The organism is Catenuloplanes indicus (assembly GCF_030813715.1).
Classification (GTDB): Bacteria; Actinomycetota; Actinomycetes; order Mycobacteriales; family Micromonosporaceae; genus Catenuloplanes; species Catenuloplanes indicus.
Window position 1 is genome coordinate 7419135 of the sequence record NZ_JAUSUZ010000001.1, and the last position, 14742, is coordinate 7433876.

Consider the following 14742-nt stretch of genomic DNA (forward strand, 5'->3'; position numbering starts at 1 on the left):
GGTGTGCCCGGGGCCGTCACCCCGGGCACACCGTGCCGCTCACATCTTGCGGAGCCGGTCCAGGCCCGCGTTGCCCAGGCCGGTCAGGTGGCTGATGGTGTCGGACACCGGGCGCATGTGCTCCTCGGCCAGCTGGTGCATCGACGAGCTGGCGTTGGTGAACGCCTCGGCCACCAGGTTCTCCAGCAGGTCCCGCTTCGACGGGTCCAGCAGGCTCGGGTCGATCGAGACGCTCTGCACCCGGCCCTGCGCGCCGAGCGAGACGGTGACCAGCCCTCCGCCGGCCTCCTCGGTCACCGACGCGGACTCCAGGCGCGACTGCATCTGCGCGACATGATCCTGCATCGCACGGGCCTGGGCGGCGAACTGCTCCAGGTTGAACGGCTGCATGCTGCGACTCCTGTCGTTGCTGTGCCGGCTCGTCACCGGCTCGGCCCTTCTACGAGCCCGCACCGTGGCTGGTTCAGAATCGGGAGCGGGGACACCCGAAGAAGGGCGGTGACGGCGTCCGGCCGGTCCTGCTTGACTGGGCCGATCACCGGCCCGCGCCGTACCCGCCGTCCGCGGCGACCCGGCACGGGCGGTAGTGCCCGAGACCCCCGCCCGGACCGTCCCTCGGTTCCGTGACACCACCCGGTGCGACGGCCCCGGAGCCGATCCCGCGTGCGGGACCGGCATGAACCGGCTCCGCCGCCGGGCTGTCGCGGACCGACACGGGACCGGGCGGGCCCCGGGCGGCCGGTGGCGGATTCCCGGGAGGTTCGACATGACGGCTCGGCTCGCGCTCGCGATCGCCGTGCTGATCGGTACGGTGTTCGCGCTGAGCGCGGCGCCCGCGCAGGCGGTACCGGCGGCCACCGGCAAGTACTACGTGGTCGGCGCCCCGGTGAACGGTCAGCGGGAATACCTGTACGCGATCGCGCTGAAGACGCTCGGCGACGGCAACCGCTTCCGGGAGATCGTCGCGCTGAACACCGGCCGTACCCAGCCGGACGGCGACGCGCTCGACAGCGACGGCGAGATCAAGCCGGGGTGGGTCCTCGTGCTGCCGGTGGACGCCGCCGGCGAGGGCGTCCAGGACGGCCCGCTGCCCGCGATCGCACCGGTCGCGGCCCCGTCCCTGGCCGCCTCCCCGCCACCGCAGGCCGCCGCGCCCGAGCCCGCCGGCACCACCAGCATCGCGATCCTCTGGCTGATCGGCTTCGTGCTGATGCTGATGCTGGTCGCCGCGATGATCAACATTCTGCACAGCGGTGCGCGGGCCGCCGCCACGGCCGGCGCCCGGGGCCGGTCCCCGGCACCGCCCGGCGCCGGCGATCCACCTCTGCCACCCGGTCCGCCCGGCACCACGGCGACGCCACCGCCCGCACCCGAGCCCTCGACGACGGAGGCCTCCGACGCCGGCCTGGACCTGGTCGCGTCCGCCGCCGGGACCCGCCCGGCCGACCCGCGGGAGGTCTGGGGCCCGCCCGGCGCGGACGGACCGGCCACCACCGGCCCCGCCCGCACGACCACCGACCCCGGCCAGCCGGTACGCCTGCCCCTCCCGCCCCGCGACGGCACCCCGGACGGCGACGACGAACTGCCGACCGTCGAGATGCCCGGCCGCGACCCGGGCCGGCCGGCCACCCGCGCCACGGACCCGGCCGCACCGGCCTCGTCCCGGGACCCGGCCTCGTCCCGGCCGCCGGCCGATGCTCGCCCCACCTCCACCCCGCCGTCGCGTCCCGCGGCGCCGGCGGCCTCGGGCCCGGCCGGTCCGGCGCCGTCACGTCCGGCGGATCCGGGGTCGCCGGCATCCGCCGTCGCGCCGCCGTCACGTTCCACGGAGCCCGCGCCGCCGTGGTCGGCCGCCCCCGGTCCGGCCGCGCCGGACCCGGTGCCGCGTCCCACCGAGCCGGTGTCGCCGTGGTCGGCCGCCTCCAGCTCATCCGGGCAGGCACCGCCGCGTCCGGCGGATCCGGCGCCGTCATGGCCGGCCGCCTCGGGCGCGGACACCTCCGCACCGGCGTCGTCGCGTCCCGCTGATCGGCCGCCGTCGTCGGCCGCCTCCGGCACCGCTTCGCCGGCACGACCGGCGGATCCGGCTCCGTCGTGGCCGCATCCGTCCGGTGTGGACAGCTCTACGCCGGCGTCGTCGCGTCCTGCGGATTCGTCGTCGCCGTGGTCGGCGGCTTCGCCGGCGCGTCCCGCGGATCCGGCGCCGTCGTGGCCGGCCGCAGCCGGTGTGGACAGCGGGGCGCCGTCGCCGTGGTCGGTGGCTTCCGGTGCGGCTTCGCCGGCGCGTCCCGCGGATCCGCCGCCGTCGTGGCCGGCTCTGCCGGCCCCCGCCGATCCCGTGCGACCGGCGGCGCCGGCCGCCGGATGGCCGGAGTCCCGGTCCCCGCGAGCGTCGGCGAGTGACGCGCAGACGCCGGCCATGGCGGGGGCGCGGGCGGGAGAGACCGCCGTGGTGCCGGAGCCCGCCACCCAGCCGTGGCGGAGTTCGGTGCTCACCGCCGCCTCCACCGCCGCGCCGGCCGTCGGGCCGGGCGGACGCTCGATGGTCGACGTACCGCTACCCGGCGATCCGGTCGGCTCGCCGCGCGTCGAGGAGCAGATCACCGCGGCCTCGACCCGGGCGGACGCCGGGCCGGCGCCCGCGCGCCCGTCCGGCGGGCGCCGGCCGACCGGTCCGCGCCCACCGCTGCCCGGCCCGGACGACCGGGACCCGGTGCTGCGCGAGACGGTGCTCGCGGACGAGGGCCCCGCCGGTGTCCATCTGGCCGGCGTGGCCACCGGCCGGGACACCCCGCCCTACGGCTGGCTGGCCGAGGACGACGTACCGCTCAGCGGTGCCGTACCACTGGTGCTCGGCCGCCGCAACGACTGGTGGCTGCACGTGGATCTCAGCCGTACCCCGGACTGCGTCGCGCTGGTGGGCGCGGCCGGCGCGGTCCGGCGGCAGGCCGAGGTGTTCGCCCGGCGGCTGCACACCAGCGGCGTCGGCGTCTACGCGGTCGGCCCGCTGCTGGGCGAGGAGTCCGTCCCCGGACTGGTGATCCTCGACCGGCTCCCGGATCCGCCGGCGCCCGGCGTGCCGCTGCCGGCCCCGCGCGTGGTCTTCTGCACCGGCGCGGACGTCACCGGCGCACCCGCCGCCCGCACGCTCGCGTCCGCGACCGCGGGACGGATCATCCCGATCCTGCTCGGCCCGGGGGAGTCCGCTGCCTGGACGATCCGCGTCCACTGATCGGCCGGTCAGTGCGGACGGCGGCGGAGCAGACGGAGCGGGATCTGGCAGGCGGCCACGAAGAGGATCAGGCCGGCGCCGGCCAACGCGATCTGGCCCAGCGCGGGAATGCCACCGGACGCCGCGGCGGGCGCCGGCACGGGCCGTGCGACGACGGCGGCGTGCACGGCCGCGGCCGGATCGATGAAACCGCGGCCGGTGGCCGGGTCCGGCGCGTCGGCACGGTCCGCGGTGTCCAGCACGATCTGGGTGGCCTCGGCGGCGGCCAGCTCCGGCGCGGCGGCCCGGACCAGCGCCAGCAGCCCGGCGGCGAACGACGCCGCGTAGTCCGGGCCGGAGCCCTGCAGCGCCGGCCGGCCGGCCGTACCGATGCTGGTCACGCCCACGCCGGGCGCGACCACGTCCACGGCGCCGTCCGGGTGCGGCCCGGCCGCTGTGCCGTCCGCGCCCACGCCGCCGACGCGCAGCAGGCCCGGCCGGGACGGCCGCCCCGGCCGGGTCGCGGCCGGCAGCACCACGGCCACGTCCCGCGCCACGGCCTCGTCGACGGCCGTGGCGACCTCATCGGCGGTGGTGTCGACCGGCACGGTCAACGCGACCACGCCGGCACCGGCGTCGACCGCGAGCCGGACCGCGTCCGCCGCGTCGCGCGGGTCCGCGCGGCCGTCCGCCGCGACCGGCACCCGTACCGGCAGGATCATCGCCTCCGGTGCCATCCCGCTGAACCCGTCCGCCCCGTCCGCGCGGGCGGCCACCACGCCGGCCATCGCGGTGCCGTGCCCGGTGCAGTCCACGGCCGGCGTGCCGGCGTTGCCGCTGCTCTCGCCGCCCAGGACGCGACCGGCCAGCGCCGGTGCGGTGACGTCCACGCCGGTGTCGACGACCGCCACCGTGGTTCCCGCGCCCCGGCCGCGCGCCCACGCGCCGGGCAGGTCGAAACGAAGCTGGGCCCACGGCAGCCCGGCCGGCGCGGCCCGGTCCGGCCCGCGTTCCGGACAGGACTCCGCGGCCGCCTCCGGTCTCGGCGCCGCCTCGGGCAGCAGGCCCCGTTCGACGCCGGGCCCGGCGGCGTCCCAGGGCAAGACGATGATCCATCCGGCGTGCAGCCGGTCCGGGTCGCTCAGCGTGGCACCGTCGGGCTGCGGACGGCCGCTGTTGAGCGCGACCAGCTCCCGGACCCGCGCCGGATCGCCGAGCAGCGCGGCGGCGATCTCGGTCAGCGTCTCGGGGTCGCCGTCGGCGGTCGTGGTCACCACGTGATACTTCCGGTACTCCGGCGCCGCCACCGCGGGCGTGGCCGCGAACAGCACCAGGACCAGCAGGAACACGGCCGGCCAGCGGCGGGCCGCTCGGTGAGCCACGACAACCTCCCGTTCGCACCCGGTCCGCCCGGCACCACACCGCCGGAGCGCTCCCGGCCACGGTAGGTCACCCGCGGCATCAGGGACGAGCCGTCCGCCCCGGGCGCGGTTCCCGGCCGGACATCATGGAGACTGTGCCCGCGGCCCCGGAGGCAGAATCCGCCGGCGGGGGCCGCGGCGCCGACATCGCAAAGTACTACATGAAGGGCGAACCGGTCGACGGCCAGGTGGATCGCCCGAGCCGGCCATGCCGCCCGGAGGCGAAATGAGCGACATCACATGGGTACGACTGAGCGCGCTGCTCCTTGCCGCAGTGCTGCTCATGCTCGCGCTGGAGATCGTCCGCGGCGGGCGGAGCCGCTCCCGGTCCCGCGCCGGCGGTCCTGACCGGCAGCGCCGGCGGCTCCGCGACCGCGCCGCGATCCCGCCCGGCGACGACGCCGACGACCCGACCGTGCCCGCGCCGATGCCGGTCCGTCCCGCGTCCGCGGATCCTTCACCGACGTTCGCGCCGACGGCACCGGCGGAGTTCTCGGCCGCGCCGCCGGAGGCCCGGATGACCTGGGCGGAACCGCCCGCCGACCGCGTTACGTCGCGCCCGGCGCCGGTCACCCGGGACGGCACACCGGCGATCCCACGGTCGCGATGGCAGGACGCGCCCGGCACGTGGGTCGACGCGCCATCCCCCGACGAGGACACCCACCCACAGACCTGGACCGAACCGCCGAACTGGTCCTCCACCGCCCTGTCGGCCCCGGCGTCACCCGAGCGCGTGGCACCGGCGTCACCCGCGCGTGTGGCCCCGGTGCGGCCCGAGCGCGCGGCCCCGGCCGGGCGTCCCGGCAACGCGGCCCGTGAGCAGGCCACGTCGGCCGGCGCCGCCACCGCTCCGGCCCCGGACCAGCGCACATCGGCCCGCCGGCCGGGCAACCCGGCCGGCCGGCGCACGACGCAGCCCGCCCGCCCCGGTCAGGCCACCCCTTACCCCACACCCGCCTGGCACCACGAGGCCCCGGTGCGGCCGCCGGCCGATCCGGGCCGGGATCGTGAGGCGCCCGTGAAGTCGCTGGATGATCCCGGCCGGGATCGTGAGGCGCCGGTGAAGTCGCTGGGCGATCCCGGCCGGGATCGTGAGGCGCCGGTGAAGTCGCTGGATGATCCCGGCCGGGATCGTGAGGCGCCGGTGAAGTCGCTGGATGATCCCGGCCGGGATCGTGAGGCGCCGGTGAAGTCGCTGGGCGATCCCGACCGGGATCGTGAGGCACCGGTCAAGGTGCTGTCCGATGCCGAGTCGCCGGAGCGGGGCCGGGGCGGCTCCGGTCCTGACGACCGAGCGACGGCCGCCTCTCCGGCGGCGGGGGAGCCGGACAGCCAGCCGGACCTGCCGCCTCCGGCCACGGGCATTCCGCACGTCGACCTTCCTGTTCCCGGTGATGCCCCGGTTCGTCTCGGCGGCAGCGGCCTGATCATCGGGATCAGTGCGGGAAGCCGCCCGCTGTCCCGGCCCGCCGAGGTCGCGGCCCCCGAGCGAACCGACCCGGCATCGGCGAGCCCGGCCTCGTCGGGAACCGCACCGATGGGAGGCGCATCCGCGGGTCCCGCGTCTGCCGGTCCCGCGTCTGCGGGTTCCGCATCCGCAGGCTGGGCATCCGCGGGCCCCGCGACGGGACGTGCGCCGACGGGACCCGTGCTGACGGGACCTGCGCCGACGGAACCCGTGTCGACGGAACCCGTGTCGACGGGATCCGTGCCGGCAGGACCTGCGCCAGCGGGATCCGCGTCTGTGGGATCCGCGTCTGCGGGTTTTGCGTCTGCGGGATTTGCGTCGCGGACCGCACCGGCGGAGAGGCCGGCTCCACAGCCGCCCGCGGCCGCGGCGCCCTCGGCCATCGGTGCGGCGGACCCCGCCGGGGAGCCGGATCCGGTGATCGAGATGGCGTCGCCGGCGGGTGCGGTGGCGCGGCCGGTGCTGCCCGGGCCCGGCGACGAGAGCCCCGAGGTGGCCGAGACGCTGGACACCCCGCTCGGTCCCGTCACGGTGCGGCTGTTCGGCGTCGCGTCCGGGGCCGTGCCGGCCTATGCCTGGCTGGCCGACGGTGAGGAGCCGCCGCCGGCCACGGTGCCGGTGGTGGTCGGGCGGCGAGGACGGTGGCGGCTGCACGTGGATCTCGCACGTACCCCCGATGTCCTGACGATCGTCGGTCCGGTGGACGCCGCCCGCCGCCAGGCGGCCGCGCTGATCGCCGGGCTGGACGAGGCCGGCGTGGGCGTGGCCGTGGTCCGGGACGCGATGGACGGCGTGCCGGTGCCCGGTGCCCGCCGGCTCAGCCGGTTCCCGGCACCACCGGCGCCGGGGCGGATGCTCGAGTCGACGTTCGTGGTGCTGGCCACGGACGCGCCGGCCGAGGCCCGGCACCTGGCCGCCGCGACCGACGGCCACGCCGTACCGGTGATCATGGGTGAGGTCCCGGGCGGTCGCTGGTCGATTCAGCTGCGCTGAGCGTGGGCGAGCACGTCGGCGAGCGGGCCCTGCGGTGCGTCGCGGCGGCGTCGCCACCGTGAACCGGCCGGTTCGAACACGCGCAACGCCGTGATCCGCTCGTAGTGGCGCGGCGGCACCACCAGGTCGATGCCGGCCCGATGCAGCCGCACCGCGCGGGAGTGGACGGACGGCAGCCGGCCGAGCAGTTCCGCGGCGGCCGGGAGGTCGATCGCCCGTCCCTCCGGCACCATCACCTCGATCAGCAGCCGCCCGGCGGTGACCGCCGGTGCCCGGCGCAGCAGCCGCATCCAGCCGGTCGGCAGCGTGCGGGCGTGCAGCGGGACCAGCGCGTACGCGGTGCGCGGTCCGGGCCAGCGGGGCGCGTCGTCCGGCAGGCCGGGCACGCCGTGCAGCGCGCCCGCGGAGGTGATCCGCAGCGGCGCGCCGCCGGGCATGCCGGTTCCGACCGCCGCGCCGCCGGCGGTGAGCGCGTAGCCGGTGATCAGCCGGGCGCGTCCGAGCCGGCCGGCCGGGAGGAGGAAGACCTGCTGGCTGAGCAGGTGCTGGAACCGGCTCGGCACCGGCGTGCCGATCGAGCTGGCGAGCACCGCGCCGCCCGCCTCCACCCGCACCCGCAGCAGCCAGCGGGCCCGCCGGTCCGGGTGGATCGCGTGCGGGTCGAGGTGGCCGAGCACGAACAGGTCGGGTGTGCGCAGCCCGCTCACGGCCACGATCTGAGGATCGTCCGGCGAGGTCACGAACGCCTCGAACGGCTCCGTGGTGACCTGTGCCCGGCCGCGCAGCCATGGGACACCCACCGAGGGCGTGCCGACCGGCTCCTCCTCGGTCTCCGGCGGCGCGGACGCGAACAGGACGGCCGGCGGAGCGGCGACCGGCACGACCGCCGCCGATGCGCTGACGACCGGAGTGCTGGCGACCGCGGTCACCGGGGGAGCGGGGGTGGCCGGTGGTGCCGAGGCGGCTCGCGGTGCGGCGGCGGCCGGCGGTGCGGGGGTGGCGGCCGTGGGGCGCACCGCGATCGTGACCGGCGCGGTGGCCGGTACCAGCCGCCCGTCCGGCCCGGAGCGGAACGCGGCCTCGCCGGTCGCCCGCTCCGGCCGGTGCGCCTGCCAGAGCCCGGGTTCGCCGGTGGATTCGATCGCCCGCAGGTCGTGTCGGTCGCCGGACAGCTCGACCGCGCCACCGGCCGGTGGCGTCCACACGGTCGCGCCGGTCGTCTCGGCCAGGTCGGCCACGTTGCGCAGCAGGTGCTCGCGGTCCGCGGCCCCGGCCGGCCAGGTCAGCCAGAGCCGCAGGTCGCAGCCGTAGAGCGGCAGGTCGCCGAGCACGGAGGCGAGCCGCCGGCCGGCGTGCACCCGCTGGCCGCCCCGGTAGTCACCGATCACGAAGCCGCCGGACCGTACGGTGACCGCGACCGTGGCCAGCCGGGGATGCCCGTCGCGCAGCCGGTGTGCGGCCGCCCGCCGGGTCACGAAGTCGGCGCGGGTGGCGAGCGCGACGCCGTCCGGCAGCGCCAGCGCGACCACGCCGGCCCGCTGCCGCACGATGCCGCCGTCGACGTCGAACCAGCCGGGCAGCGGGGTGGCGAGGTCCGGTGGCTGGATGACGGTCCAGCCGACCGGCTCGCCGGTGACCCGGTCGACCGCCACCGCGTCGGGCTCGTCGCCCTCGGACGGCCACCGGTCCACCCGCGCGCCGTCCGGTGTGGTCAGGACGTCGCGGCCGAGCAGCCCGGCGACCTCGCGGAACAGTGCGTCGTCGGCGGCGCCGTCGTCGGTGAGCATGCGTACGTCGTCGGTGGGCCCGCTGGCACGCCTGACCAGGTCGGCGAGGCGCCGCCCGGTCAGCGGCGTGTCCGGCGCGGTGGGGACGACCAGCCCGCCGGTGGCGTGCAGCCGGATCAGCGGGACGTCGTACAGGCCGGTGACCTGCCGGTACCGCTCCATTGCCGGTCGCGCCGCGTACATCCCTCTCACCGCCCGCAGGTCACGTCCGCGCTCCGACTCGGACAACAGCATGTCACCAGAGCGGATGATATGCGAGACCGGAACCTGAACCGGAGGGGGCGGATCGGCCCGACTTCGATGACAAGTCCGAATCGCATTGAACTGGCGCGACCGGCGATCCGTAATCGGGGCGGCGCTCAATCGGGCGCGCCGCGCGAGAGAGGGAGAGTGCCGGTGCCGATGACACGTCGACGACTGTATCGGCTGCTCGTCGGGCTGATTCTGGCCTGTGGAGTGGTTCAGCTGACCATGGTGGCCGGTGCCCCCGCAGCCCCGGTCACGCAGGGTTACGTGAAGTACTACACGGTGACCGGGAACTCCGAGAACCTGACCGAGATCGCGGTGAAGTTCCTCGGCCGCGGGTCCCGGTCGGCCGAGATCTACAACTTGAACGCGGGCCGGGTGCAGCCGGACGGCACCGGCCTGACCGACCCGGCGAAGCTGACCAAGGGCTGGTCGCTGGTGCTGCCGTGGGACGCGGTCGGCACCGGCGTGCAGTACGGCCTGCTGCCGTCCCGGGGCACGCCCGCCGCCGCGCGCGGCACGCAGACCACGCCCAGCTCGCCCTCGCCGCGGCCCGCCGCGACCCGGACCACCCCGGCGCCGCAGCGGACCTCGCCCTCGCCGCGCCCGCCGGCCCAGACGCAGGCCCCGGCACCGAACCCGCCGGCGCCGCAGAGCCAGCCGGCCCGGCCGTCCGCGACCGGCAGCCCGAAGCCCAGCGCGTCGCCCTCGCCCTCGCCCTCGCCCTCGCCGTCGGCGCCGAAGCCGGCTCCGGGCGCGTGCGGCACCGACGCCGCCTCCGCACCGACCTCGACCTGGGCGCAGCAGAAGCTGGGCCCGGACAAGGCCTGGGAGCGGACCCGCGGCAACGGCGTCGTGGTGGCCGTCATCGACTCCGGCGTCGACGCCAGCCTGCCGCAGCTCAGCGGCCGGGTCGCACCGGGCGTGGACATCGCCACCGGCAACGCCGAGGGCGACTCCGACTGCCTCGGCTCCGGCACCGCGATGGCCGCGATCATCGCCGGTAACTCGGACCAGGCGGACACGCCCAGCGGTATCGCCCCGGACGCCACGATCCTGCCGATCCGGGTGGTGGACGAGAAGGCCGAGTCCGACCCGGCGACCGAGGCGACCGCGATCGAGGTGGCGCTCTCCGCGGGCGCGAAGGTGATCGCGGTCGGCGCGCACGTGGACCTCGCCGACCCGGCGGTCTCCGCCGCGATCACCGAGGCGCTGCGCCAGGACGTGATCGTGGTCGTGGCCGCGGGCTCGGGCACACCGCCGGAGGCACCCGCCGGGGCCCGCGGCGCGCTGCTCTCGGTGGGCGCGGTGGACGCGGACGGCAAGTTCGCGGTCGACGTGCAGGGCGCGTCCGTGGACGTGGTGGCGCCCGGCGTGGACGTGGCCAGCCTCGGCATCAACGGCAGCGGCACGATCACGGCCAGCGGCCCGCAGTACGCGGTGGCGTTCGTCGCCGGGCAGGCGGCGCTGGTCCGGGCCGCGTACCCGCAGCTGACCGCCGCGCAGGTGAAGAACCGGATCCAGGAGACCTCGGACCAGGTCGGTACGGATCAGGGCGAGGCCAGCCGGTACGGCTACGGAATGATCAACCCGGCCGCCGCGGTCACCTCGGTCGTCGAGGGTGAGACGGTCGCGCTGCCGCCGGTGCCGGAGCCGGGCATCGGCGTCGGCGCGGTGATCGCCATCGTGATCGTCATCCTGATCATGCTGGCCGCGATCGGCCTGCTGCTGATGCGGGCCCGCCGCTGGGCCCAGGGCCCGGCCGACCCGGCCGAGCACGACCTGCGCTGATCCGCACACGGAAACGGCCCCCGCCCTCTCACGAGGACGGGGGCCGAATTTTCGTACCCGTGGATCAGCTCTTCGGGGTCCAGGACTGCTTGCCGTGGTTGACGCAGAACCAGATGACCACGCGGGAGCCGGGCGCCGGGTCGTCGCCGTCGATGTCCAGGCACATGTTGTCGGCCAGCGCGGTGTAGACCGTGCCGTTCTCGATCCGCCAGCGCTGCGCGTCCGTGCCGTTGCAGTTCCAGGTCCGTACCGGCGTGACGTTGTCGGTCTTGGCGTCGGTCACGTCCAGGCACTTGCCGTCGACCTTGGAGCGGATGGTCCCGTCGGTGCCGATCTGCCAGCGCTGCGCGGCCGTCGCGGTGTCGCACTTCTGGATCGTGGCCGGGTCGCCGGGCGCGAGGCAGTGACCGCCCTTGACCTGCACGAACGTCGTACCCTCCGGCTTCGGCTTGTCCGACGACGGGGCCGGCGACGGGCGGGTGGGCCGCGGCGAGGCGCTGCCGGTGGCGGTCGGCTTCGGCGACTTCGAGGCGGACGGGGTGGCCGACGGCTTCGGCGCGACCGCGATCCGGCTGTCCATCGCGTAGTAGTCGGTGTAGGCCCGCACGGCCTCGATGAACGCCTGGGTCTCGCCGTCCGGCGTGCCCGCGGCCTGCCGCACCGTCTCCGGCCCGATCCGGTACGCGGCCAGCGCCAGCATGAGCGGGTCGCCCTCCAGCCCGTTCAGCTCGGTGATCAGCCCGCACAGCGCCTCGCCGACCGCCGGGACGGACTTACCCGCGTCCCACGCGGACGCGTCCTCCGGGCCGTACCGCGCCCACACGTCGCCGCGGAACTGGGCGACGCCCTGCTCACCGGTGCGGCCGAGCTTGTTCGAGTTGAACTCGGAGGACGCCATCAGCACGGCCGCGACCGTGGCCGGCGGGATCTCCCCGCAGACGCTGCCGGCGGCCTTGACCGGCGCGACGAACTCCTCCGGCAGCGGCTTGGCCTCGGCCGCGGACGGGTTCGGGTTCGCCCGCGCGTCCGTGCCGCCGAACTGCGGCAGCGTGGCGTAGTAGGCCGCGTAGGCGGTGGACCGGTCCACGTACTCGTCCGCCTCGCCGGGCACGCCCTTGGCCTTGGTCACCTCCGGCAGCCCGGACCGGAACGCGGCCAGTGACAGACGCCACTCGTCGCCCTGCACGCCCGCGACCCGGACCTGGCCGGCCAGGTCGCACATCTGGTGCGCGAGCGCCAGCACGGCCGCGGCGGTGTCGTCGCGCTTCGCGTCCGGCCAGGGCGCCCAGTTCTTCCAGTCCTCGTCGTCCAGGCCGGCCAGGCCCTTGCCGCCGGACTCGGTATCGGTCGCGGACGCGTTCAGCCCGGACTCCGCCATCAGCTGGCCGGCCATCCGCGCCGGGGTCAGCATCGGGCAGGACCGGGCCGCGCTGGCGATCGCGGAGAACTGCTCGTCCGTCACGCTCCGGCCGGTGAGCTCGTCGTTCGCGGCGTTCGCGATGCCGAAGCCGATCGTGGCCGCGGACGCGACGATGATCGCGACGCCCGCCACGATCATGCCGGCGACGCCGCGGCGCAGCCCGCCTCTCGCCCGGATCCGGTCACCGAGCTCGCCGAGCCATCGACTCAGATTGGGGAACATGGTGGTTCGCACGGCGCCGTACCCTTCGTCAGCGTCACAACTCCGGCGTGAAGACGAAAGCGAACCCGGCTCGGTTCACCGAACGGCGCAAACTACCGTAGATTTGTTCGCGAGCCGGAGGGAGCGACCTGGTGACCACGATGGCCGGACGGTGCGCCGGTGCCCCGCTGTGAGAGATTCGTTGGAGGCCTCGATGCCGGCGATGCGCGACGACGCCGCTGTGTCGACCGCTGACGACGCCTCCGCGGCCTGGCCGCCCGAGGAGCGCATGCGGCGCATCCACGAGGCCCACGCCGCGCCGGTGCTCCGCTTCCTGATGCGGCTCACGCTCGGCGACCAGGACCTCGCGGAGGACCTGCTGCAGGAGACCATGCTGCGCGCCTGGCGCAACCTGGACGCGTTGCCCAAGGAGATCGAGCGGGTCGCGCCCTGGCTCTACACGGTCGCGCGGAACGTCGCGATCGACGCCGCCCGCGCCCGGCGGGCCCGCCCGCCGGAGGTCGCGGTGGCGGACATCACCCGGCTGCCGCAGCCGGGCGACGCGGTCGACGGGCTGGTCTCCGGGCACATCGTCCGGCAGGCGCTGGCCCGGCTCAGCCCGGAGCACCGGGCGGTGCTGATCGAGGTCTACTTCCGGGGCTCGTCCACCGCCGAAGCGGCGGCCAGGCTGGGCATCCCGGAAGGTACAGTCAAGTCACGGGCTTATTACGCAGTGCGATCGATGCGGGCCGCCGTGGGGTCGGTGGAACCGGAATGATGCGCCGTTTCGGTGGCCGGCGCCCCGCTCAGGGGCAGGGGGACGCTTCGAGGGGAGGGCTGGCGCAGATGGGTGACGACCGCGACGAGGCCATGGCCGAGCGGGCCAACCTGGCGCTCTACCTTCTCGGGGCGCTGCCCGAGGACGAGCGCGCCGACTTCGAGCGGCACCTGGCCGGCTGCGACCGCTGCCTCGCCGAGGCGCTCGACCTGGGCCCGTCCACCAGTGGTCTCGGCCAGTTCAGCGACGACGACATCCACGAGTTCCTGACCTCGGTCGGCAACGACGACACGTCCATCCCGGAGCCGGAGCCGCCCGCGCCCGTCGTCGCCACCGCGCCGCTGCCGCGCTCCCGGCCGGGCCGTCCGGTGGCGCCCGCCCGCCCGGCCGACAACCGGCCCGGCCGTGCTCCCGGCCGTCGCCGGCGCCTCGCGATCCTCGGTGTCGCCGCCGCGCTGATCCTGGCGATCTCCGGCGTCTCGTTCGCGCTGCTGCGGGACGACGGCGGTGCCGGCGACGCGAACCTGGTCGCGACCGCGGAGGCGAGCAGCGCGAGCGTCAGCTTCTCGGTCACCGTCACCGACACGCCGGTCGAGGGCCTGACCGCGCGCGCCACCGTCACCGGTCTCCAGGCCGGTGAGCGCTACCGGCTCTACGCGGTGACCCGCGACAACACCACGGTCGTGATCCGCGACTTCACCGGCGAGGCCGGCAGTCAGGACGTGAACGGCCGCCTCACCGTGCCGGTCGACCAGATCGCGTTCTTCTCGGTCCAGGTGACCGACGGCCGTACGGTGGTGGTGGCCCCGCTGCCCACCGGGACGTCGTCGCCACGCTGAGCGATCTGTCCACTTAGGACGGCATATCCGTTCTGCCATGCAGTTGGACGGAACATCCGCTATATCTGCATAAACCATCAAAAATATGTGACGAAGACAATTTTTATTAATTCTGGGTGAACCGTACCGGAATGTGTCTCGTCATCCCATGGTCTGCATCGCCAGCGGGACGATGCCGGATCGGAGGATGCCGTGGCCAGTGCCGGGTCTGTCTGTGTGAACGACCGTCTTGCCGGGATACCGAAGGAACTCCGCCGGCCCGCGGCGGGCGTCGACCGCGCGGTCCGCGAGGCGCTGTCGCTCGCCTTGGGCGGCGCCGCCGACCGCACGGTGGCCGAGCTGATCCACCGTCACGACTCGTTCCGCCGCCCCGGCGGCCCCGCGGCCTGGATTCGCCGGCTGCGCCAGCTGCGGCAGGAGATGCCGGACCGCGTCGATGACCTTGAGGCGCTCGCGGTGCACGCCATGAGTTGCCCGCTTGGACGGTCCGATTCGGACCGATGAATCCGTCGATGTGATGTAGGGGTACGGATTATCCGTCGCGGGCGCATATCTCATGAGAAAAGAGTGATGAACCTAATTTATGT

General features: G+C 75.6%; 10 protein-coding genes. 6 read left to right on the top strand and 4 right to left on the bottom strand.

Going from position 1 to position 14742, the window contains the following annotated elements; genetic code table 11:
- Positions 1 to 39: 39 nt before the first annotated feature.
- On the bottom strand, positions 40 to 390 hold the full coding sequence (locus tag J2S42_RS33335) for a YbaB/EbfC family nucleoid-associated protein (RefSeq protein ID WP_307245639.1): 351 nt from the start codon (positions 388 to 390) through the stop codon (positions 40 to 42).
- A 376-nt stretch (positions 391 to 766) separates the two neighbouring features.
- On the opposite strand from J2S42_RS33335, the gene J2S42_RS33340 reads away from it, so the two are divergent.
- The gene (locus J2S42_RS33340) at positions 767 to 3232 is read left to right on the top strand and encodes a hypothetical protein (protein ID WP_307245641.1); all 2466 of its coding nucleotides are present in this window, start codon (positions 767 to 769) and stop codon (positions 3230 to 3232) included.
- An 8-nt stretch (positions 3233 to 3240) separates the two neighbouring features.
- Here the strand turns inward: J2S42_RS33340 and J2S42_RS33345 are convergent, their stop codons facing one another.
- Complete coding sequence (locus tag J2S42_RS33345) at positions 3241 to 4593, bottom strand: S8 family serine peptidase (RefSeq protein ID WP_307245643.1); 1353 nt, start codon at positions 4591 to 4593, stop codon at positions 3241 to 3243.
- Between the two features lie 1924 nt (positions 4594 to 6517).
- Between J2S42_RS33345 and J2S42_RS33350 the strand changes: the two genes are divergently transcribed.
- Positions 6518 to 7093, top strand: a complete 576-nt coding sequence (locus tag J2S42_RS33350) for a hypothetical protein (RefSeq protein WP_307245645.1) — start codon at positions 6518 to 6520, stop codon at positions 7091 to 7093.
- Here the strand turns inward: J2S42_RS33350 and J2S42_RS33355 are convergent.
- On the bottom strand, positions 7081 to 9063 hold the full coding sequence (locus tag J2S42_RS33355; RefSeq protein ID WP_307245648.1) for a hypothetical protein: 1983 nt from the start codon (positions 9061 to 9063) through the stop codon (positions 7081 to 7083). The genes J2S42_RS33350 and J2S42_RS33355 overlap by 13 nt on opposite strands.
- Before the next feature lie 219 nt (positions 9064 to 9282).
- Here J2S42_RS33355 and J2S42_RS33360 point away from each other — a divergent pair, with 219 nt between their 5' ends.
- Positions 9283 to 10917, top strand: coding sequence for a S8 family serine peptidase (locus J2S42_RS33360; RefSeq protein ID WP_307245649.1), 1635 nt, complete (start codon positions 9283 to 9285; stop codon positions 10915 to 10917).
- Positions 10918 to 10981: 64 nt separating this feature from the next.
- Here J2S42_RS33360 and J2S42_RS33365 read toward each other — a convergent pair whose 3' ends face one another.
- Complete coding sequence (locus J2S42_RS33365; protein WP_307245650.1) at positions 10982 to 12571, bottom strand: RICIN domain-containing protein; 1590 nt, start codon at positions 12569 to 12571, stop codon at positions 10982 to 10984.
- A 157-nt stretch (positions 12572 to 12728) separates the two neighbouring features.
- Here J2S42_RS33365 and J2S42_RS33370 point away from each other — a divergent pair, with 157 nt between their 5' ends.
- The 3 genes from J2S42_RS33370 (at position 12729) to J2S42_RS33380 (ending at position 14659) form a co-directional block, all read left to right on the top strand.
- Positions 12729 to 13316, top strand: a complete 588-nt coding sequence (locus tag J2S42_RS33370; RefSeq protein WP_307245652.1) for a sigma-70 family RNA polymerase sigma factor — start codon at positions 12729 to 12731, stop codon at positions 13314 to 13316.
- A gap of 68 nt (positions 13317 to 13384) precedes the next feature.
- A complete protein-coding gene (locus J2S42_RS33375) occupies positions 13385 to 14155 on the top strand; it encodes a zf-HC2 domain-containing protein (RefSeq protein ID WP_307245654.1) in 771 nt (256 codons plus the stop codon).
- A gap of 192 nt (positions 14156 to 14347) precedes the next feature.
- Positions 14348 to 14659, top strand: a complete 312-nt coding sequence (locus tag J2S42_RS33380; protein ID WP_307245656.1) for a hypothetical protein — start codon at positions 14348 to 14350, stop codon at positions 14657 to 14659.
- Positions 14660 to 14742: the final 83 nt, after the last annotated feature.